The sequence below is a fragment of the Agarivorans aestuarii genome (assembly GCF_019670125.1).
In the GTDB taxonomy this organism is placed as follows: domain Bacteria; phylum Pseudomonadota; class Gammaproteobacteria; order Enterobacterales; family Celerinatantimonadaceae; genus Agarivorans; species Agarivorans aestuarii.
Genome location: NZ_AP023033.1, coordinates 3,467,469 through 3,488,649, shown reverse-complemented (window position 1 = coordinate 3,488,649; position 21,181 = coordinate 3,467,469). Strand labels below are relative to the sequence as shown.

The following is a 21,181-nucleotide window of genomic DNA, read 5'->3' as shown; positions in this document are numbered from 1 at the left end:
GATCCTGCTTGGTTATGTTTTAAACAGTGTAAGCGTTTTATGTTGTTTGATATTTAGCTAGTATTAAAAATAATTGTTCAGAAATTTGGATTAATATGTTCGCAGGGCTGGTCGATTTTGTCACCGTAGTTGAAACCGGCAGTTTTACTGCTGCCGCCGATAAGTTGCATAGCTCAAAGGCTAGCATTAGCCAACGGGTGAGTGATTTAGAACATCGTTTAGGAGTGCAGCTTTTATTTCGTTCGACCCGCAAGCTACGTTTGACTGATGCAGGGGAGAGTTATTATCAAAGCTGTCGTCAAGGCCTAGAGTTGCTAGAAGATGGTGCTTTAGCTGCCCAACAGCTGCAACATCATTTACAAGGAAAGATAAAAATAAACTCCTTAGGCGGCATTTTTGCAGAGAAATGGTTAGCGCCGGCATTGCTTACGTTTCGCCAAGAACATCCAAACATTGATATCGAGCTAGATTTGTCGTCGCAACGAGAAGACCTATTGAGCTCTCCTTTTGACATTGTATTTCGAATGGGAGCTTTGCCCGATTCGAGTTTGCAGGTAAGGGTGTTAAGCCAGTTAAATACGCATGTGGTCGCTAGCCCTGAGTACTTAGCGGCTAATGGCTTGCCCAAGCACCCGGAAGAGTTGCGTCATCATCAGTGTATTTGTGGCACGGTGTCGCAGTGGCCTTTTCAAAAGAATGGGCAAAAGTTGTTGGTGTCGGTAAATGGCTCGTTTGCCTGCCCTAATGGACACGTACTTAAACAAGCCGCCATGGAGGGTTTTGGTTTTATTCGTACTCACGATATGTACTTGCGTGACGCGCTAGAAGCAGGCCAGATAAAAAACGTGTTAGAAGATTGGCAAGTAGTAAGCCAACCGTTATGGATGGTGTTTCCTCCGGCACGTTATCGCTCGAAACGAGTAACTAAGCTAGCTGATTGGCTGGTAGACTATGCCAAAAGGCAAGCCATTTAGCTTTTGTTAGCGATTGGCATCATTAACGCTATGTGCTGTAAAGCATTCAAGGATTAAATATGAGTAATTTCTCCCCCAGTGGTGATATAAGCGAAGCTGAATATCAGCAGCACACGATGCGCTGGGTGAAAGATTTTGTGGTTGAATACAATATTTGTCCTTTTGCAAAGCGCGAATTAGAGCGCGGTAGTATTCGCTACCAAGTAGCGATGAGCGACGATATTGAAGAGTTATTGCAGCAGTTAGTTGTAGAATGCCAACTCTTAGATAATCAGCCCGACGTTGAAACAACCTTGTTTATAACCCCCAGCTTAAGCAGTTTTGATGACTATTTAGATTGTTTGTATTGGGCGGAGAAGATCATAAGCAAGCAAGGCTATGATGGCGTTTACCAGCTAGCTAGCTTTCATCCGGACTACTGTTTTGCTGGAGAAGCAGATACAGCGCCAAGTAACTATACTAATCGTTCGCCTTATCCGGTATTTCACTTAATTCGTGAAGCAACGGTGAGTCGCTTAACTCGACTTCACCCTGATCCTGAAGGGATCCCTGAGCACAACATTGAGCTTACCGAAGAACTGGGGATTTCATCACTAAAACAGATTTTGGCGAGCTGTAAATTGTAGATTAGAGTATATATTTTATCTTATCGCTTTGAAATTACTAAGTTATTTGCTTATGCTTTGCCAGCAAATTTTACAGGAGGTGATATGTCTTTAACGATAACTGCGGCCGAAAAAGCGATTTTGGCGGATTTGTCTATTCCCCCTCGGCCTCAAGTTTTGTTAACGATTACTCAAGAAACAAAAAAAGCCGAGCCCGATGTAGCGGTTATTGCCGAGGCAATAGCTAGTGATGTAGGGATCTCTGGTGCGGTGTTGCAAATTGTTAACTCTGCTGCGTTTCGTCGCTTAAACGAGATTAAATCGATTCACCAAGCGGTGATGACTTTAGGCATTAATCGGGTATTTCCTATTGTTAAAGCGGTTGCCTTAAAAGGGGCAATGCCAGCCTCTAAAGTATTGGATAAATTTTGGTTAGAGGCCAATTTACTGGCTAGTTGCGCTGCGGCTACCGCTGAAGAACTAGGCTTTGAATCGGCCAAAGATAATGCTTATATGCTGGGTTTGTTTCATCAGGCTGGCGTGCCGGCTTTATTACAGTCTTTCCCTGAATATGAAAGCTTACTCGCCGAGGCCAATGACATGGGATGGGCTCATCTTGCGGAACGTGAACGCAGTGAGTATGGTACAACTCATGCTACTGTTGCTGCACTTATTGCGCAGCAATGGAGCCTGCCTAAGGTGATGATAGAAGCCATTTACTATCAACACGATGCAGATGGCTTATTTAGTTCGCAAGAGCTAGGTAAATCATCGCTGCTAATGTTAGCAATATTAAAAATAGCGCGTATTGTTGCGTACCGTAAACTGGGAGTAAGCAGTGAAGAAGAAGCTTGGCAGGAGAGCTACGACGGCTTGTTAGCTTTCTTGAACTTGGAAGATCAGCAGTTAGAAGACACCTTAAGTGCGGTGCTAGAGGCGCAGGCATAAAGAATTGCGTTTCAATGAATATAAAAAAGGCTAGCTGAGTAAGCTAGCCTTTTTACTTTTGGATCGGTTTAGAACGTATACGCTAAGTCGACGCCCCAGTTACGGCCTGGCTGGGTGTAACGATCTAAGCCTTGATGGTCAGATGGTTTACCGTCTAGGTCGGTGTAGCTCCAGTATTTTTGGTCAAGCGCATTAAACAAGCCTGCTCGTAATACTAGGTCGTTCACCGGTTGGTAGTAGGCAGTTAGGTCTAACAATGCGTGACCAGGTGCGTGGGCATTGTTTTCGGTAGACCAGTCGCCTTCTTTCTTGGCTGACACCATGGTTAGGTTAAGTTGGCTACCCCAAAGTTTGTCTTGGTGGTCGTAGCCTAAGCCCCAAACTGCAGTAAGCGGTGCAACAGAATCTAGCGCGCTGCCATCTTCTTTGTTTTTGCCTTGTGCGTAGGCAACGCTTAAGCGGCTGTAGCTACCTTTAGGCGCCCCAAAGGCTTCATCTAACCAGTAGTTACCTTTAAACTCCACACCATAAATTTCAGCTTCGCCGATGTTTTCATTTATGGTGATACCCGCTGGATAGCTTGGATCACTGTAATCAGTTACTGATTGAATGAAGTTGGTGTAGTCATTGAAGAAACCCACTAACTCCATGCTAGATGCTGCAGTATTGGTACGTAAGCCTAACTCGTAGCTTTGGCTCTCTTCTGGTTTAAGGTTAGGGTTAGACAAGGTGGCATAACCGTGGCCACTATTATCAAAGGCGTAGTAAAGTTCTTCAAGGGTAGGGGCTCTAAAGCCTTCGCTATATTGAACAAATGTACTAACTTGCTGATTCCAGTGATATACCGCGCCTAAGCGTTTGGTTAAAGCATCACTGTTATGCTCTTCAAAGCCGCTGCTGGCATCTGGTGTTGCTTTGTAGTCGTCGTAACGTAAACCAGCGGTAACCACCAAGCGTTCATCCATTAAATACATGTGATCTTGAATAAAGATCCCGCGCTTTTCGGCTTCTGCTTTAGGCACTTCTGGTGCGCCTGGATCTACCGTTCCTGTGTCGTAATAATGGGTGCGGTAATCCAGCTCAAAATCGCTATTGATAGCCGTTAAACCGTAGCTAATTTCATGGCTGCCGTGGTCAAACTCCAGTAATTTGTTGAACTGAGCATCAAACTGCAATGAGCTATCTTCACCGTTACGTTCACGATTCCGGCTACCGTATAAGTCGGTAGTATCGTAGTTATTGTGCTCTGATTTACTTTGCTGATGGCTTAGTTGCCAGAACAAATCATCAAATGCGGCATTGTTGGCTAGCCATGTGTGGTTGATGCCTACACGGCTGCGAGTGTCTTTGTCCTCGCCGGTTACATTTGTGTAGGTAAAGCCAGGGAATATGCTATAGCCTTCGTTGCTAAGGATGGTTGACTTAGATTCGCGCTGGAATAGCTCAGCTACTAGGCCAAAAGTATGTGCATCATTTAAGGTGTAGTTAGTTTTTAGGAGCAGGTTGTGAGAGTCAAATTCTAGAGGATCGGCTTGCCCGCGGTCTCGGCCATTTATGTCTTCACCTGAAGAATGGGTTTTGGTTTCGCTGCCATCACGGTAGGTGTAAATGGCTAAACCTTCCCATTTTTGATAGCGCTTAGCGACCTCGATGGTGGCTTTATATGCTTCATTTGAACTACCGTAGCCAGCTTTAAGCGCGACATGGTTGCTGTCGCCTTCAGCTAGTACGTCTTCAGGGTTTTTGGTTCTTAGTAATATTGCGCCGCCTAAGGCGTCACTACCGTAAAGGCTAGAGGCTGGCCCCTTGTTAATTTCAACGGCACTTAGGGTGTCAATCTCATAAGCATTTGGCCCCTTGTTCATCACATCGCCACCAGGGTTATAGGCAGTGGGTTGCTCGATGCCGTCTACCATTAGCTTAATTCGGTTGCCGTCTAGGCCACGAATATTAAAGCCACTAGTGCCAAAACGGCCTTGTCCAGTAGTGGTTACGCCGGGTTCATAACGAACAGCATCATTTAAATCATTAGCCATTTGCTGCTCTAGCTGCTCAGAGCTTACCGAGCTAATGCTAGAAGAGATGTCTTTGACCGATTGTTCGGTACGGGTTGCTGATACCACCACTTCGTCAAACATGGTGCTATTTGTTTCGGCATAAGCGAGAGGGCTAAGGCTAAAAATTACTGCATTAGCAATTAGAGTGCGATTGAATGCTTTCATGGTTTTCAGGCTTGTTCCTTATCCTGTTAAGTTTTAATTAGGCGGTACTATACATAATACGAATGAGAATTAAAATCATTTGCATTTAATTATAGTTTTGTAAGTAGTTAAAATTAGAAGGGCTGAATATGGGAAATATCTTGAGTTGGCATTAAAGCTCTAGCCACTAATTGATTTTATCTAGAAGAATTTGTGTAGCTAGCCAAGCAGGTTAATGGTGTTTATATAGCTGTTTGATTTGGCAGAATATACTAAGCTTTAAGCACACTACGCCAAGCTTTGATGATTGGTGAAAATAACGCTGTATAGCGACTTAAACCTAAGGATGGAATTGAAGTGTTACAAATAAAGCGTGTTGTATATTTAACCTTATGCGTGTTGTTAATTAGTGCATGTAAATCCGTGGGGGTGGGTTCTGGTTTTGAGGAGCGCCCAGTTACCCAGGTTAGTGAGCCCGCCAGCAAGGTTAAGTTTAATGATGCCTTAGTATGGCTAGACAGCGCCCAACAGGGAAAGCGAGGTGTACGTTTTCTAAAAGGAGAGTATCCACTTAGTGCTGAAGATGATGAGTATTGGTACTTTCAAGCTCCGTCGGTAATTGAAATGGCAGTGCTCGAGGGGGGAAATGTTGTTGGCGGTAAAAAGATGCCAGGCGGGTTAATGCTTGCTAAAGACGAGCTAGCTACGGTACCAGCCGGTGCTTATATTGATAATGAGACTGACAGCAAGATATTGGTGCTAAAAATGGGGCGTGACTTTATGGCCTTAAAAGGTGAAAAGTGGCAAAAGCAATAAAGTTAAGCGCTTGCTTAAAGGGGCCTTAAGACCTCATTAAGCAAGCTGGTTTCGTTATAACAGTGGCACCGACATTAGGGTGTCGTGAGCAGTAATAAACAGGTATTTTTCATCGGCCGACAGAGTACAGTTAGCGGTTAAACGTCCGGTACGTATTTTGGCAAGTACTTCCCCTTGTGGGGAGAACAACCACACTCCACCTGGCCCTGTGGCGAATATATTACCGCTAGAATGAACCGCCATTCCATCTGGTAAACCTTGTTCTCCAGCTACACCAAGTAACGCTTTAGCGTTGTGAAATATCCGCTTGTTGCTAATGCTGCCGTCTGGGTTTACATCATAAGCTAACCAGCGTGGATGTTTGTCATCAGACACCGCCACAATTAAGGTTTTTTGATCAAGCGTTAAGGCAATGCCATTTGGGAAGTTGACGCTGTTGTCTAGTAACTCAAGCTCGCCATCTTGGCTTAGACGATAGATCCCTTGAAAGTCTAATTCTTTACGCGAGTCATTCATGCCTGAATTCAGTCCATAAGGAGGATCGGTAAAGTATAAGCTGCCATCGTTGTGGTAAACCGCATCATTTGGGCTGTTTAAGCGCTTGCCTTGATACTCGCCAGCCAGCGTAACAAATTTACTTTGAGGTTCGCTTAAGGGGGCATCCATGAGTGCTACACGGCGGTCACCTTGTTGAAGTAGCACCAGTTGCCCCTGTGGGTTTAATAACAAACCATTAGAGCCTTGTCCGTAGTCTCCTTCCTGTAGGCCAGTAGCACCAGAGTTTTCTAGATAAAGCTCGGTACCTTTATTAGGTTGATACTTTACGATGGTGTTATTGGGGATGTCGGAAAATAGCAAAAAACCATGTTGTTCAATCCATACTGGTCCTTCTGTCCAGCGATAGCCCTTTCCACGAATACTAATCTTGGCGTCTGCCGCAATAAATTGTTTTGCTTGTGGGTTAATCAACTCAATTGAGCCGGTTGTTTCCGCGGCATCGGCGATGGAAAGTTGATCAGAGGTAGTTGAACAAGCGCTAGCAAGCAAGCTAGCGGCTAAAACAAAGGCAGTTCTCATTTAGTATTCCTTTATATGATGAGCAATAAGCACTTTTGGTTAACTAATTTTATAAATTGGTTTTCCATTTTGTTGCTGTGATTCAAAGAATACAAGTTATTAACCTAAGTGTTTCTGCTTACGTCTCGTTTTTGCTGCGCTTTTTTACTAAATCTCGCAAGATTACCTTGATAATTGGTTATCCAGTAGGGCAGAGGAATAGGCGTTTAATGATCTTCTAAGCTTAAACTGTTCGCTTTGAGCGTCGCTGGCTCAGTAAAAGCAATACCAGTCCTAAGCTAATTAACCACCAAGCCTTCGGCTCCGGCACTGTTACAGGTGTTAAAGAGCGGCCGGTTAGTGCTTCGCGTTGAACACTTACCGTGTGGTTATCTGTCTCGAAGTTGCGACCAAAAAAGCGGATAGCGGTAATTTTGTCAGCATCGCTTTCGTCGAATAGATTAACGTAACCATAGGGTTCACGTTTGTTGCCTTTAACGCTAGTAGGGCTACCGTAATGGCCGGGTTCTAGCACAGCAGCATCAAGAATTTGGTTGGTTTTAAAGGACAACTGCTCAGACTGGGTGGTAATACTAAGTTGGTTTCCATTGTCTCCGGCACTCCAAAAACCAAAGTAGCCTACAGGCTGGTCAAAAGTGAGCTGAACGGCACTTTTACTTGGAATAAATAAGTATTTACCCTCGCCATGTGCTCCACCATAAACGCCAAAATCAGCCACTTTGGCTTGGCCTTTATCTACCGAGTACTCTCCAAAGGCATTTTGGTAGCCATTGCTGAGTTGGGATGAAGTTAAATTGTCGAAGTTTTCTGTATAGCTAGGCCCACTTATTTGTGAGGTTTGGATGCCTGGAGCCTCAATAGTGTAAATAATGCCAGCATGGCTTGAAAAGCTAATGCAGGCAGTAAGCAATAAAGCGTGTGATGCTAATTTCATAATGACCTCGGCAACTAACAATGCGGTGCTGTTTAGCACCTAGTTAGCTTGAAGTATCTGATTTCATGCCAAGATAAAAAGTGTATTTAATTACAAAGCTTTAGGCCTGTTTTTGTTCAACTTGATGAGCTGAGAAGTGGAAGGCTAGCGTGGTGTTTGCAAATTGCTAAAGCCGGCTGAATACAGCCGACGATTGGTTTATTGAATAGCTTTTAAGGAGAGGGTGAGCGAAAACTTCGCCACTATTTCATCATCGCTAATAGAGGGGCAGGTAGCATTAATCGTTACGGCTTGGTTTACTCGCTCACCGCTTTGCATGGTTTGCTCGAGCATTTGGTCAATGAGCTTGCCGTCGGTACAACTAAAGATAACGTCTGCTTCCGGGCGCTTTAAAAACTGCCCTTCAACCGCCTTAAACGCTAGCGATACTTTTTTGCCATATTGTTCGGCTTTAGCAATCGCTAAGAAGCCTCCGGCTACGTCTGCGCCAACCGCTAAGGTTCCAAAGTACATACTGTTAAGGTGGTTTTTGGTTCGGCGTTTAAGGGGAATTTTAACAATAACCTTCTGTTCATCCATCTCAAGGATCTTAGGACGGCAGTACCAAATCAAGGGTACTTTGAACATACCAAACAAACTCAACATCAAGTTGGCTTTACGAACACTGGGAAGCATAACTTTTCCTTGTTTAAGAGGTCTTACCAGTAGAGCTTGTTGTTAACAAAAAGTCAACATTTGTTGTTTGGCGGATTAAAAATCTGACCAACCAGCGCCCACAATGAAGTGCAGGGTGGTATCTTCTGGGCCTCTGGCAACATCTATCCCGGTACGTAAATTAAAGCGCCTAGCCATTAGGTAACGAAAACCTAGGCCTTTAGCATAGCGGTTAGGCGTGTCACCTAGGTTTTGCTCTGAGCTAAATGCTTGCCCAACACCGCCAAATACAACTGCAGACCAGCGTGCATCAAAGTCGTAACGTAGTTCACCTTGTAAAGTCGCCATACGCTCGCCTTGGTAGCGCATAGCTGGTATGCCGCGCATATCAATAAAGGGCAGGGCATAATAAGGCGTATCGCCATGGGCACTGGAGGCCGATAAACGCATAGAGCCTTGGAAGCTATTGCCTAGATAACTAAAGCCAGAAAACTCACCAGAGGCGATTGAATAATCATTGTCGCCGCCAAAGTAGTCAGCGTGTTTAGCATAACTAATGTTGCCATACAGACCTTGGTTAGGGCTAAACGAGTTATCTCGAGTATCGTAGTTAAGCAGCAGGCTTACTCCGCCATCTTTCATGCTCAACTGAGGCTTTAAATAATCGGGCAGGTTGCCAATAGAAAACTCACTGTCACTATTTAAAAAGGTGTATTTGGCTCCAGCAAACCACGGGCTATCGCCTAAGCGAAAGCGGATTTGTTGCAGTAAGTAAGTACCTTTTAAATTAACTCTAATGGGAATGTCGCCAATTCCCCCGTCGCTGGGCAAGCGAAAGCTATCAATATTGGCGTCTACACCCGCAATGGCACCGATGTAGCGAATACTGTCTTGCTTCCATATGCCCATGTGAAACGCCCCTGCACCTCGAGTGCCGTTTTCTGTCGCTAGCCCTAATAAACCCGACACACTAGGCGTAAGTTTTAGCGGGGCATTGGGATCATTCGGCTGTTCATTTTGCAGTTCTTCGTTTTCATGAAAAAACGCCAATACTAAACCGCCGCCGTAACCCACCGCGGGATCGGTAATAATAATAGGTACCGGCAAAAAACCTACCGCGTTATCTACTAGCCATTGGCTTGCATCCATACGGCCGTCGGTAGGATCAACAAACTGTTCGAAAAAATCAGCTTGGCTATGTCCAGCAGAAAACAATAGTGATAAAGCCAAAGCAAAAGAAGAAAGGCGCATATTTCATTCCTTGAAATAGTGGGCAATGTGATATCAAACACTTAGTTAGAGTTTAGCTATTCGCTAACTAAAGCGATAGCCTTTTGCGGTATTTAGTATGGGAAGCTAAAACGAAAAAAGCCTGCATAAATGCAGGCTTTTTAAAGGTGGTGCCCGGAGGCGGAATCGAACCACCGACACGAGGATTTTCAATCCTCTGCTCTACCGACTGAGCTATCCGGGCGACGGGCGCTATTAAACGAATTTTGCCGGTTTAAGTCAACCGAAATCAGTAAAAAAAATGAAATAATTGAGCTTCGATTAAATGGCGCACAATAACTGGCAAAAGAATAAACAAAAAGGTGGCCTAAGCCACCTTTAGATAGTTTGGATACGTAAGTGATGGGTGTCACTGTTCTCTGTACTGGCAAAGGGTAAATGCCGATTAGAGTGGGGCTAGTTAACGTGGTGAGCAAACTATTGGCTAGCAAATGGGTATATTTGTTGCCGTTCCCGAGTATTTTTCACTGTAATAAGTATATTTAATATAAAAGGGTGAGTATTTGTCTATATTGCGTATTTTTAAAGTTTGTTAGCAATGATTGTTGTAGTTTGGGTTTATTTGGGGTGAAATAAACCAAGGTTGAAATGATGCTTAAACTTGGAGGTAAGTAATGCGCCTTGATCGCACCGATAGAAAGATTTTAGATTTGATGCAGAACAATGGGCGAATTAGCAATTTAGAGTTAGCTGAGCAAGTTGGTTTGTCACCATCCCCTTGCTCGCGGCGGGTTAAGGCCTTAGAAGATGCCGGGCTCATTGCTAAACACGTTACCTTACTTAACGAAAAAAAACTCAACCTAAACCTTACCGCTTATATTCATATCTCTATGGACAGGCATACCCCAGAGCGCTTCGAAAACTTTCAAAAAATAATTAGTGCCTATGAAGAAGTTATGGAGTGCGCATTAGTTACTGGCACCGACGCCGATTACCAGCTTAAAGTTGTGGTTAGAGATATGGAGCATTATCAGGCGTTTTTGTTGGGCAAACTAACTCGGATAGAAGGGGTTACCGGCGTGCGCTCTAGCTTTGTGCTGCAGCAGGTGTTTAGCCACACCGCCTTGCCTTTATCGCAGATAAAATAAAAGCGCCGATTGGCGCTTTAGTTGTTTACGCTTGTTGGCGTTTTAAGAAGGCCTGGCGGCACCCCTCGTAGTTATCAATTAGCATGTCACTTTCGGCTTTTTCGTACGGAAGTAAACTGCCTAATACCATGCGTTTTTGGCCTTTGCCGATAACTTGACCATCTTCGCTAATAGTAAATTTAAGCAAGGCTACGCCACGTTTACCATTTGGAACAAACTCACCGCCAACAAACTCTAAGTGTGGAGAGCGAGTTGGTAATTGCTCGAAATGCAGGCTCATGTTTTCGTAAATCACTAACGGACGCTTGCGGTTAAGCATTAATCCTTGTTCTTCGAGTAGGGGGACTAATATGTGCGGAAAGTTACGCCCAGAGAAACGCACATAGTCAGCAATAATATCGCCAATAATCTCAGCATCTTTTAGGTTTTCACCGCTGCGTTCTACTTGCAGGTACTCTTTACCGTTGTTATCTACCAGTAAGCAGTGTTGCTCTTGCTGCTCAATGCTTAGTGGTACGCCATCGGTGACCATGCCGGCAAAGGTAAATTGCATGTCTTGGCTAAGGCCTAGCTCGCTAAGCATTACCGAGAATAATAAATCACCAGGAACACAGAAGCGCGAAGAGTCTGCATCGTGAATGGCATTAAAGTCGTTGGCGACGCCTTTGGCAAAATCACAAGCTTGCTGTCTGCTAAATACAAACTGCTGATCTTCTCGACTAAAATATTGGTTTAAATTCATAACTCACTTTACTTTGCATGATGCGGCGAGCGGCGATTTTAGCAAAAATTGATACTAGGGTGGTCATATCAGTATAAAAAGTTTTTTTTATATTTTTTCGAGCGCAAATATTCTAGCCCCAAACTGGTGCTTTTTACTAAGCAACTCTTTTCACTAAACTAATCAATCTTATCCACAAGGATGGTTTGTTTTAAATTGACCTATTTATCAAAAAAGAGCTTTGCAAGCGATTAAATCTGCCCTACCTTTAAAAGGAGTTAAGAAAGATTGGTGACTAAATAAAGTGTTTTACGCTTTGTTGGTAAACCATAGGCACATGGAATGAGCGAGTAAGCTATGGCGAAAAAGTCACGCTATTGGGGAAGTATTGTACTAGGCACAGTGATTGTTCTAGTCAGTGGCGCAACCACTTGGGTAGCCCTGTTCGACAAAGCGGCTCCTGCCTATCAATTGAGTTTTATGTTCCATCGCCCTGATGGAAGCATCACAGTCAATGTAGATTGTGAAAACCTCCATTATTCCATTCGTCAAACTTACCGTGATCAGGCTAATGCTAGTGAAGCGGTGCAACAGTTGTCGATGTTGGTGTGTTCCGACATATACGCCTTGCTGCAACAGGTACCCAAGCAGTTGGCTTCGCCATACTCGGGAGAGCACAGCTCAGAAAAGCTGATACGTTGGACCCAAGGTGACAATGAGTGGCATTGGCGCTGGCAGGATAAATACGACCCGTCATTACGCCCGGTATTTACTCAGCTTGATGATTTGATGCGAAGAATGCCTGACTCAGCCTTAGCGGGCGGAGCCAATATTAACCCTCAGTTCCGCTAGCTTTTACCAGCGATAAGGTTTGGCTGTCTAAACTACTGAGGTAGGGCAGTAAGGCGTTGGCAAGTTTTTCTGAATCGTGACGTACTATATCGCTGTCTTCATCAATTAAGTCGGCATAAATCAGCTGATATTTGTTACCAATAGCTTCTAGATCATCAACCGCTACTACTTGCGCGCGCTCTAAGTTGTAGTTAGCTATCATTTCGTCACTGGGTATATGGTTATTCACCACTACAGCATCTAGAGGTCGACCCAAATAGTGCTCTAAATCCGAAATGAAATGCTCTAAATTATAACCGTCGGTCTCACCAAACTTAGTCATAATGTTGCTTACATACACAAGCTTAGCTTTGCTGCTTTTTATCGCTTCCTTAACACCCGGCACTAATAGATTAGGAATAATGCTGGTAAATAGATCGCCAGGGCCTAGTACAATCGCCTCAACGGTGTTGATGCGCTCAATCACTGGTGGATAAACTCGCACTTGTTCAGCGTGATGAGGAACTAAAAATACATTGGCTATTTTTTCTCGTTGATCGCCGCGAGGCAAATCGATAGCACTCTCACCAAAAATACGTTCACCGCTGGTAAGTTCCGCCACTAAGGTGGACTTATCAATGGTGACCGGCAAAATCTCTCCTTCAACGTCGAGCATTTGTGCTAAGCCTTGAATACCTTCCGAAAAAGATCCGCTGTATTGCGAGAGCATGGTAAGCAACATGTTACCGGCACTATGACCAGACAAACGCTTGCCTTTGGTAAAGCGTTTTAACAAAAGCTTACGGGCTAATTCTCGATAGGGAGAGAGGGCTAATACACATTTAAGAATATCCCCTGGTGGCAAAATGCCTAGTTCATCACGCAGGCGGCCGGTGCTTCCGCCACTGTCGGTCATCGATACAATGGCGCTAATCGCTAGGTGATCTGCATCTCTAAGAGCCGATAACAATACAAAGTGACCGCTTCCGCCGCCAATGGTGGCAATTGATAATGGGCGTTGTGGGGAATTCGATCTCACTATCTACTCCATGATGGTTATGCATTCCAATTAACTAGATTAAGCGCTACTAAATCCTAAGTACTCTCACTAGCCTAATTGAGTTTAGTACACTAAACAAAGCCTCTTAGCTTAGCAATGATAATTCTGTCATGGTCTTGACATCAAAGCGTCACTTTTTGGTCAAATATGCCTTTTAGATTAGCCATAACAGGGATGATGTGGCGTAAGTAATGACAACAAAACAGATCTATCAAAGCCTATGGCTCTCAGATATTCACCTGGGTTGTAAAGATTGCAAGGCAGAAATGCTACTGCAGCTATTACAACAAACTAAAGCCAAGCGAATTTTTTTGGTGGGAGACATTGTTGATGTATGGGCGTTAAAGCGCCGGGTATATTGGCCAGAGTCTCACAACCAAGTGCTGCAATACTTGATGAGTTTGGCTAAATCAGGTTGTGAACTGGTTTACATTCCCGGCAATCACGACCAACTGTTTAAGGCTTATCACGGCATGGATCTCGCCGATGTGAGAGTGAGCAAACAGTACCGCTATACCAGCATTACCGGTAAACAAATTTTGATGGTGCATGGTGATCAGTTCGACGAAGAAGTCTGTTTTGGCCGTTTTTACGCCAAGTTGGGCGATCACCTTTATGACTTCTTATTATTTCTAAACCGCTCTTCGAGCAAAATTCGCCATGCGCTGGGTTATCCCTATTGGTCGTTGGCGGGGTATATCAAGTCTAAAATTGCCAAAGCCACCGAAGCTATCGCTCGCTATCGCCAAGCGGTGGTGAATGAAGCCGTACGCCAAGGAGTAGATGTGGTGATATGTGGTCACATTCATCACCCAGAGCTAAGTGAGCAACAGGGCGTTGTATATGCTAACGATGGTGATTGGATTGAAAACTGCACCTTATTGTGTGAAACCATGGATGGTCAGCTGCAATTACGCCGCTGGGACGACCGTTTAAAAACAACAGTGGAACTCGAATCGATTAACCTTGCTGAGCCTCAAGTACTAAGTGCTGAAAAAGTAGCTTAATTGGTTATTAAATTGGCAGTTGTGCGCGGATTAAAAATTTTTTCACTCTGGCCGTTGACAAGCACTGTGAAAATCCGTTTAATAGCGCTCGCTCGATACAGCGTATCAGCAGTACCAACAGTGTGCCGATTTAGCTCAGTTGGTAGAGCAACTGACTTGTAATCAGTAGGTCGCCAGTTCGACTCCGGCAATCGGCACCATCCTTTTAAAGCCTCGTCTTATGACGGGGCTTTTTCATTTCTAAAGCTTGCTTGTTAGCTATTTGGCATTTTGCTTGGGCTAGTTTATTCTGCTTTTCTTCAAGAGTGTAAAGAGGAAGGCGCATGCTTAAAGCCCTTAAAGAGTTCTTACAGGCCACGCTAGAGACTAGCAGCGAGGGTGAGTTACCCAACGTAGAGCTCGCAGCAACCACCTTACTAGTGCAATTAAGCCAGAGCGATAATCAACAAAGTAATGCCGAAAATGCGGTAATACTGCGTAAAATAAAGCGGCTTTTTGAGCTAGATGACAAAGAAGCAGAGAATCTATTTTTACAGGCGCAAACTCAAGCTAATCAAGCAATCTCGGTATTTGACTTCACCCGTCATGTTAAAGAGTTGGACTACCAATTACGTTACCAGTTTACCGAAGCACTGTGGAAGGTGGCCTACGCAGACGGCGTTATCGATCCGCAAGAAGAGGCACTTATTCGCCAAGTGTCTGATCTAATCTACCTTAGCCATAGTGACTTTTTAAAAGCCAAAATGTCGGCTCAGCCTTCTGCTTAGCTGCCTAGAGCGGGATTCAATTAAACCAAAAACTCATACTTAGTTATTGTTGGTATGAGTTTTTTATAGAGTGTTAAAGCTCGCTACGAGCAACGGTTTGATGAAGCTGCTCAGCCATGCCCTCTAATTGAGTGGCAATGCCGGTAAGTTGTTCGGTATTGTCTAATAATGCCGAGCTGCTCTGTGAATTATGCTGACTAAAGCTCGACACCTCTGAGCTGGCATTAATTACTTCTGCTACGGTTTCTGCTTGTTGTTGCATTACCGCAGCCATCTGAGCCACTCCATCAGAAATATCCTGCACCAAGCCAATGATGCTATGCAGAATTTCACCGCTTTGCTCAACCACCTTGTAACCTTGCTGAACATCGGCAGAACAGGTTTCCAACAAACCACGAATTTGTTGGGTAGACTGGCTACTACGCTGGCTAAGCTCGCGAACTTGGTCGGCCACCACAGAAAACCCTCTACCATGTTCACCGGCTCTAGCAGCCTCAATAGCAGCATTTAAAGCTAACAGATTAGTCTTATTAGCAATGTCGCTAATCAAGTCGGTGACGCTGTTTATTTGTTGGTTACTACTAAGAATTTTTTGCATCGACTGTTCGGTTTGATTAATCGCCAGAGCGCTTTGTTCTGCATTGCCAGAAGCTTGTTGCGAGAGCGATAATAGTTGCGACGTTGAGTGATTAGCTTGCGCTAACACCTGTTCCATGTGCGCCAAATTTTGATTAATTTGAGAAATAGATTGATGCTGGTGGGCGGAGCTTTGGGCAATTTGAGCTGCTTTATTGTTCATCTGTTGTACGGTGTTCGACATATCGCTGGCAGAGCTAACCAATTGTGTAGAGCTATCACTAGCGTGTTCAACCACCTGTTGAAGTTGTAGTTTAGATTGCTCTGAAGCCTGCATCATATCTTGATTACTTAACTGTGCTTGCTTCGCTTGCTCAAAAGCTTGGTCGCGCAGCCCTAGCGCATAGTTTTGCCCTAGCCATAACAATATTAAAGGCAGTAAGAAACCAGAGAATAGCTCAATGGTCATTGCACGCGCAGGTAATTGCATTTGCGGGAACTGCATCCCCGTATAGTCGGCCCATAACATCACCAAGCCAATGCTAAATAAAACGCCAGTCCAAAGGTTTCCCCAAAATCGATTACTTGCCAAATAGCTTAATAAGGACAGGGTAGGCAGCCAAAAGATATGCGGCGAGTGCAATAAGCCACCAGATTGATAAACAATGTTCATGGCATGCAGCGCCATGCCGGCTAGCGCAGTATTGGATACTATAAGGTAGTGACAACCAGTGCGTAACATAGTGCTGGCGAGCAGGGTGCTAGCGATTAAAGCTAAGGAACTGATTATAAGATCGCTATGGGCATATTTTTGCCATTTAAATGCACTATATATTCCCACTAACAAGCCAAAAAACAAGTAAAACAGTAAGGTTTTTACCGCTTGTAGGTGTTCGTCTTTAACCTTTTTTCTAGGTTTAAAGATACTGGCAAATATCTCAACTGGGTTTAGCATAATTAGGCTCTTGTTATCCTTAACAGGTCTGTCCACTTTGATGCTGCCCTTGGCTTAACAACTTTGCAACATGCTAAAAAAAGAACTGTGCGTGAGTTAAAAAATAAACAAGGCTGTTTTTGTTTGAATTTTCGTCTATTTGGCGGATTATATCGGCAAATTGTTGGTTCTTTGTGCGCTTGGACAAAAGCGCGCGATAAGCCCTTTACCTTTAAACTGGCTTATGTATAATTCGTTTCCGTTGCAGGGGCGTAGTTCCAATGGCAGAACGTCGGATTCCAAATCCGAATGTTGGGAGTTCGAATCTCTCCGCCCCTGCCAAATTTTAAAGGCCAGCTAATTAGCTGGCCTTTTTCGTTTATTGTGTAACTAGGCGAAAGGTAGTTGCAAGGCTTGTGGTGCGGCGGGCAACAGAAGGCATTCGAGCCAGGCGTAAAGGGTGGCGAAAGCTGGTAGCTAGATTAAAGTGACTCTGAGCCTGGGGGCTCCCCTCGAAATCATTCATGCCTTTCCAGCCTCGTTTTCAACCGGGCTAGTGCTTAGCATTTATAGTGCATCTAAGGCTCGAGCTTCACTCGTTGAATGCGGCCATTCATAGAGGGTGAGTATTCATTGTAGTATTTGGCTGGCCACCAAATGGTCTTGGTTCTCTAAATCTCAATACCTCCTACTAGGCTATGTTCTCCTCTTTTCTCGATTTATCTGTAGCTTAGCTCTGCTCGATTAGGGCAAATTCTGTTTCATTGTTACTGATCGGCAGTTAGAATAATCACGTTATAGTTTTTTTCTTTAGCGGATGAAATTTTAGTGATGCAAATGCACCCAGTGACGGCGACCTCTTCTGTTTCGCCTCAAGTCGCCGTAGTAGGTGGTGGAATTGCCGGCAGCGCAGCAGCCCTTAAGCTGGCTGAGCTTGGCGCCAAGGTTAGCCTGTTTGAAGCAGGGCCCAGTTTAGTGAACGGGCCGCCAGCTTGTCATTTACATGCCGGTGGTAACCTGTATCGAGAAATCTCCGATGAACAATGTTTAAAGCTGCTTGAGCAATCCATTCATACCTTACGGGTATTTCCGCACGCTGTTAACCAGCGCCCTACGGTTATTAGTGTGCCACTTAATGACCCTGGCGAGCCCGAAGCATTGTTTCCCCGTTTACGCAAGGTGCAAGCCCATTACGCTGCACTTATTGAACAAGACCCTGCCAATCAAAAACTAGGTCCAGCCGAAGATTATTATCGCCTTTACAGCCGTGAACAATTAGAGGCACTGGCCGAGCAAGAGTTAGTGGCTCAGCCACAAAGCCCAGACGAGTGGATGATACCGGTTGCTAAAAACTTAGATTTATCGGCCTTTAAGTTTCCCTTTGTGCAGGTGCAGGAATACGGCTTAAGCCTGTTGCGTATTGCCGCCACGGTTAAGTTAGTCAGTGAGCGCTTGCCCAACTGCCAAGTGTTTACCCAATCTAAAGTCTCGCACATAGAGTTGCTGCCAGGTGCTACACCGCGTTGGCGGGTGGATTACAGTAGCCCGCAGGGTAGCCATAGCATAGAGGTGGATTACCTCATTAACGCTTGTGGATATCGCAGTGGCAGTATTGACGATATGGCCAAGCTAAGCCGTAGCCGAATGGTTGAGTTTAAAGCTGCATATTTGGCCACTTGGCCAAATCCACAAGGGCGCTGGCCAGAGCTTATTGTTCATGGAGAGCGCGGCACGCCAAATGGTATGGCGCAGTTAACTCCCTATCCCGATGGCTTGTTTCAGCTGCATGGTATGACCGACACCGTAACCTTGTTTAAAGGCGGCTTGGTTAGCTCCAGCGAAAGCAGTGCCCAACCAGAGCTAGATGCAAGCTTAAGTCGTAAGTTAACCCAAGGTTGGCAAGCAGAAGAAGTAGAGCAGCGCACTGCCGAGGCGGTAAAACATATGTCGCGCTACTTACCAAGCTTTAGCAATGCCAAGGTGGCTGGTCGGCCTTTATTTGGCGCTCAGCAAATACCGGGCAGTGATCCAAGTTTGCGCGCAGCTAGCGTTTCCTTCGATAAAGCCCACTATGCACGTACCGAGATTGTAAAGTTCTCTTCGGCCTTAAGTGCAGCCGAGCAAATTATTGAAAACATACGAGAGCTAGGCCTACTTAGCCCTGCCGCTTGCGGCGATCTTAATACCTTACAGAGTACTCAGGGTTTAGCCTATCAACAGGTGTTAACATTAGCGGAGCAGTTAGCAGAACAACGTAACTATCCACTGTCTTTGGCGCGTTAAGCGCTATGATTTAATAATGTGAAGGCTAGCGGCGCTAGCCTTTTTTATAAGGAGCAAACATGTCTATTCAACATTTCGAGAGCAAAGCGCGAATGAGTCGCGCTGTGGTGCATAACAATACCGTTTATCTATGTGGCCAAGTGGCTAAAGACACCAGCCAAGGGATTGCCGAACAAACCCGTACCACCATAGAAAAAGTAGAAGAGCTGTTGGCAACGGTTGGCTCCGATAAGTCGAAGTTACTAAGCGTGACTATTTACGTGCGCACCATGGATGATTTTGCCGAAATGAATAAAGTGTGGGACGCTTGGATAGCCGATGTTACTCCGCCAGCACGAGCATGTGTGCAAGCCCATATGGCACGAGAAGAGATATTGGTTGAGATGTCGGTAACTGCAGCCGTTTAATCAGCGGTAAGTTAGCTTTGAGAACAAGGCTGAGCCTAAAGAAATGAGCCTGTTACGGGCAGGCATAGCTGACGAAACAATTTAGCAAGCGAGTTAATCTGGGTACTGATTAACTCGCCAGAATATCTTAATTTATTCTATCTAGTACCAGCGCAAATTTTTCTGGGATTTGGTTGCGCTCTTTCAAGTTATAGACACTGTTTAACGAACAATTGGCTTTCATCGCAAATACCGAAGGTGGGATACCTTTTTTGCGTAATGCTTTCCAAAACTGCTTTCCATTAAGCGTGCTCATACTCTTTTTTACCCTCATTTAAGTGTGTGAACTAATACCAAACGTACTAAAAACTGTTCATTCTATCTGGTTAAAATACTCGATAACTGCGTTAGAATTTTTGATTGTAGAATAACTACTTATCGAAAAATCCTGTCTTATTCTCGAGTTTTTTCCCTGCGTTATTCCTGAACACTTACTTAGTGTAATTGGTATAAATCATTAGAACGGGAAATGTTGCCAAATAGTTCATAAAGGCTTGGCAACCTTTCCTACTCACCAGATGCTGAATTTCTCATGCGCGGGTATTTAACGAGAATTATATGACAACTTAATTACATCAATATGGTGATTTTGTGCTTTGTTAAATGGCGCTACTTTTTATTATTTTTTACAAAATGACATATTTTTGTTTACTTATTATCAATGATAAAGATAATGAGAATAATTATCATGTGTGTTTTGAAAGGGATGGCAATGCGCTTATTTAAAGTAGTAGTAGGTTCAACAGTATTGTTGGCAAACGCATCGTTTGCAGATGTAAAACAAGATCAAGTAGTAGAGCATTATGCAGAGTTAGCTCATGCAGTGTTTAGTGATTCGCACGCCAGTGCTTTACAGCTACAGCAAGCAACGCAGCAGCTTATTGAAGCGCCTTCAGAAAAAAGCTTATTAGCAGCGAAAGACGCTTGGAAAGTGGCTCGCGTGTATTACCAGCAAAGTGAAGTATTTCGTTTTGGTAACCCAATTGTTGACGACTGGGAAGGGCAGCTTAATGCTTGGCCTTTAGATGAAGGCTTAATCGATTACGTTGCCGCCGATTACCAATACGAGCTTGGCAACCCTGGCGCTACGGCAAATATTGTTGCCAACACTAGCCTGCAAGTAGGTGAAGACAAGGTTGATTTAAGCAACATTACCCCAGAGCTATTAGCTTCTTTAAATGAATTAGCGGGCTCAGAAGCTAACGTTGCTACTGGCTACCACGCTGTAGAATTTTTGTTATGGGGTCAAGATCTTCATGGCACTAAAGCTGGTGCAGGTGAGCGCGCTTATACCGATTTTGCAAAAGGTAATGCTTGTACCAACGGTAATTGTGAGCGCCGCGCTGCATATCTAAGCGCTGTAACTCAGCTATTAGTTGATGACTTGGCTTGGATGAGCAAGCAGTGGGCTAAAGGTGGAGAATACCAACAGCAGCTAGTGGCAGAGCCAAGTGAACAAGCGCTACGCCGTATGATGTTTGGCATGGGCAGCTTGTCTTTAGGCGAGCTAGCAGGTGAGCGTATGAAGGTAGCCTTAGAAGCTAATTCAACCGAAGATGAGCACGATTGTTTCAGCGACAATACGCACAACTCTCACTTCTACAATAACCAAGGTATTAGCAATGTTTACTTTGGCAGCTTTGAGCGTTTAGATGGTTCAACCTTAACTGGTCCAAGCTTAGCTGAGTTAGTTGCCCAAAAAGACCCAAGTGCTGCAAAGAGCAACAAGAAGATGTTTGAGCAATCTATGGCAGAAACAGCCAAATTGGTAGCGAGCGCCGAGCAACAAGGCGTATACTTCGACCAACTTATTGCTGCTAGCAATAGTGATGGCCATGCTCTAATTAATGGAACCATTTTAGCCTTGGTTGAACAAACCCGCGCTATTGAAGCTAGCGCCAAAGTATTAGGCATCGACAACCTAAACCCAGATACTGCAGATCACGAGTTCTAATTAGAGGTTGTTTAT

The 21,181-nt window shown here is 44.5% G+C and carries 20 protein-coding genes and 3 tRNA genes; 13 read left to right on the top strand and 10 right to left on the bottom strand.

Features of this window, described 5'->3' with window-relative positions:
• The first annotated feature begins 95 nt into the window (after positions 1–95).
• The 3 genes from K5609_RS16255 to K5609_RS16245 all read left to right on the top strand — a co-directional run bounded on the left by K5609_RS16255 (position 96) and on the right by K5609_RS16245 (position 2,527).
• Positions 96–974 carry a LysR family transcriptional regulator gene (locus K5609_RS16255; protein WP_221074564.1) on the top strand — a complete coding sequence of 293 codons (879 nt, stop codon included), beginning with the start codon at positions 96–98 and terminating at the stop codon, positions 972–974.
• Between the two features lie 59 nt (positions 975–1,033).
• Complete coding sequence (locus K5609_RS16250; protein WP_221074563.1) at positions 1,034–1,600, top strand: DUF1415 domain-containing protein; 567 nt, start codon at positions 1,034–1,036, stop codon at positions 1,598–1,600.
• A gap of 84 nt (positions 1,601–1,684) precedes the next feature.
• Positions 1,685–2,527 carry an HDOD domain-containing protein gene (locus K5609_RS16245; protein WP_221074562.1) on the top strand — a complete coding sequence of 281 codons (843 nt, stop codon included), beginning with the start codon at positions 1,685–1,687 and terminating at the stop codon, positions 2,525–2,527.
• A 68-nt stretch (positions 2,528–2,595) separates the two neighbouring features.
• On the opposite strand, the gene K5609_RS16240 is transcribed toward K5609_RS16245, so the two are convergent.
• Positions 2,596–4,749, bottom strand: a complete 2,154-nt coding sequence (locus K5609_RS16240; protein WP_221074561.1) for a TonB-dependent hemoglobin/transferrin/lactoferrin family receptor — start codon at positions 4,747–4,749, stop codon at positions 2,596–2,598.
• 336 nt (positions 4,750–5,085) lie between these two features.
• Between K5609_RS16240 and K5609_RS16235 the strand changes: the two genes are divergently transcribed.
• Positions 5,086–5,544 (top strand): hypothetical protein, encoded by a 459-nt coding sequence (locus K5609_RS16235; RefSeq protein WP_221074560.1) that lies wholly within the window; start codon positions 5,086–5,088, stop codon positions 5,542–5,544.
• Positions 5,545–5,598: 54 nt separating this feature from the next.
• On the opposite strand, the gene K5609_RS16230 is transcribed toward K5609_RS16235, so the two are convergent.
• From K5609_RS16230 to K5609_RS16210, 5 genes are all read right to left on the bottom strand, one after another.
• Complete coding sequence (locus K5609_RS16230) at positions 5,599–6,621, bottom strand: SMP-30/gluconolactonase/LRE family protein (protein WP_221074559.1); 1,023 nt, start codon at positions 6,619–6,621, stop codon at positions 5,599–5,601.
• Positions 6,622–6,844: 223 nt separating this feature from the next.
• Positions 6,845–7,555, bottom strand: a complete 711-nt coding sequence (locus K5609_RS16225; protein ID WP_221074558.1) for an Npun_F0296 family exosortase-dependent surface protein — start codon at positions 7,553–7,555, stop codon at positions 6,845–6,847.
• A gap of 198 nt (positions 7,556–7,753) precedes the next feature.
• Positions 7,754–8,230, bottom strand: coding sequence for a PaaI family thioesterase (locus K5609_RS16220; RefSeq protein ID WP_221074557.1), 477 nt, complete (start codon positions 8,228–8,230; stop codon positions 7,754–7,756).
• A 75-nt stretch (positions 8,231–8,305) separates the two neighbouring features.
• Positions 8,306–9,460 (bottom strand): BamA/TamA family outer membrane protein, encoded by a 1,155-nt coding sequence (locus K5609_RS16215; protein ID WP_221074556.1) that lies wholly within the window; start codon positions 9,458–9,460, stop codon positions 8,306–8,308.
• Between the two features lie 147 nt (positions 9,461–9,607).
• Positions 9,608–9,683 (bottom strand) — tRNA-Phe (locus K5609_RS16210).
• A 430-nt stretch (positions 9,684–10,113) separates the two neighbouring features.
• On the opposite strand from K5609_RS16210, the gene K5609_RS16205 reads away from it, so the two are divergent.
• Entirely contained in the window at positions 10,114–10,587 is a 474-nt protein-coding gene (locus K5609_RS16205) for an Lrp/AsnC family transcriptional regulator (RefSeq protein ID WP_016403897.1), read from the top strand.
• 25 nt (positions 10,588–10,612) lie between these two features.
• Here the strand turns inward: K5609_RS16205 and K5609_RS16200 are convergent, their stop codons facing one another.
• Positions 10,613–11,329 carry a DUF3581 family protein gene (locus tag K5609_RS16200; protein WP_221074555.1) on the bottom strand — a complete coding sequence of 239 codons (717 nt, stop codon included), beginning with the start codon at positions 11,327–11,329 and terminating at the stop codon, positions 10,613–10,615.
• A 336-nt stretch (positions 11,330–11,665) separates the two neighbouring features.
• On the opposite strand from K5609_RS16200, the gene K5609_RS16195 reads away from it, so the two are divergent.
• Entirely contained in the window at positions 11,666–12,160 is a 495-nt protein-coding gene (locus K5609_RS16195) for a hypothetical protein (RefSeq protein WP_221074554.1), read from the top strand.
• Here K5609_RS16195 and K5609_RS16190 read toward each other — a convergent pair.
• Complete coding sequence (locus K5609_RS16190) at positions 12,141–13,178, bottom strand: gluconeogenesis factor YvcK family protein (protein ID WP_016403900.1); 1,038 nt, start codon at positions 13,176–13,178, stop codon at positions 12,141–12,143. The two genes, K5609_RS16195 and K5609_RS16190, sit on opposite strands and share 20 nt — an antisense overlap.
• 212 nt (positions 13,179–13,390) lie before the next feature.
• Between K5609_RS16190 and K5609_RS16185 the strand changes: the two genes are divergently transcribed.
• The 3 genes from K5609_RS16185 to K5609_RS16175 all read left to right on the top strand — a co-directional run bounded on the left by K5609_RS16185 (position 13,391) and on the right by K5609_RS16175 (position 14,973).
• Positions 13,391–14,206, top strand: coding sequence for a UDP-2,3-diacylglucosamine diphosphatase (locus tag K5609_RS16185; RefSeq protein ID WP_221074553.1), 816 nt, complete (start codon positions 13,391–13,393; stop codon positions 14,204–14,206).
• 124 nt (positions 14,207–14,330) lie between these two features.
• Positions 14,331–14,406: transfer RNA gene (locus K5609_RS16180), tRNA-Thr, on the top strand.
• Between the two features lie 123 nt (positions 14,407–14,529).
• The gene (locus K5609_RS16175) at positions 14,530–14,973 is read left to right on the top strand and encodes a tellurite resistance TerB family protein (protein WP_016403902.1); all 444 of its coding nucleotides are present in this window, start codon (positions 14,530–14,532) and stop codon (positions 14,971–14,973) included.
• Between the two features lie 73 nt (positions 14,974–15,046).
• Here the strand turns inward: K5609_RS16175 and K5609_RS16170 are convergent, their stop codons facing one another.
• Positions 15,047–16,504: a methyl-accepting chemotaxis protein gene (locus K5609_RS16170; protein ID WP_221074552.1), complete on the bottom strand. Its 1,458-nt coding sequence runs from the start codon at positions 16,502–16,504 to the stop codon at positions 15,047–15,049.
• Positions 16,505–16,749: 245 nt separating this feature from the next.
• On the opposite strand from K5609_RS16170, the gene K5609_RS16165 reads away from it, so the two are divergent.
• From K5609_RS16165 to K5609_RS16155, 3 genes are all read left to right on the top strand, one after another.
• Positions 16,750–16,825, top strand: a tRNA-Trp gene (locus K5609_RS16165).
• 489 nt (positions 16,826–17,314) lie between these two features.
• Positions 17,315–18,766 (top strand): FAD-dependent oxidoreductase, encoded by a 1,452-nt coding sequence (locus tag K5609_RS16160; RefSeq protein WP_221077285.1) that lies wholly within the window; start codon positions 17,315–17,317, stop codon positions 18,764–18,766.
• Positions 18,767–18,825: 59 nt separating this feature from the next.
• Complete coding sequence (locus K5609_RS16155; RefSeq protein WP_016403908.1) at positions 18,826–19,173, top strand: RidA family protein; 348 nt, start codon at positions 18,826–18,828, stop codon at positions 19,171–19,173.
• Positions 19,174–19,300: 127 nt separating this feature from the next.
• Here K5609_RS16155 and K5609_RS16150 read toward each other — a convergent pair whose 3' ends face one another.
• Entirely contained in the window at positions 19,301–19,468 is a 168-nt protein-coding gene (locus K5609_RS16150) for a hypothetical protein (protein WP_016403909.1), read from the bottom strand.
• Positions 19,469–19,924: 456 nt separating this feature from the next.
• Between K5609_RS16150 and K5609_RS16145 the strand changes: the two genes are divergently transcribed.
• On the top strand, positions 19,925–21,166 hold the full coding sequence (locus K5609_RS16145) for an imelysin family protein (protein WP_221074551.1): 1,242 nt from the start codon (positions 19,925–19,927) through the stop codon (positions 21,164–21,166).
• The last annotated feature ends 15 nt before the right edge of the window (positions 21,167–21,181 follow it).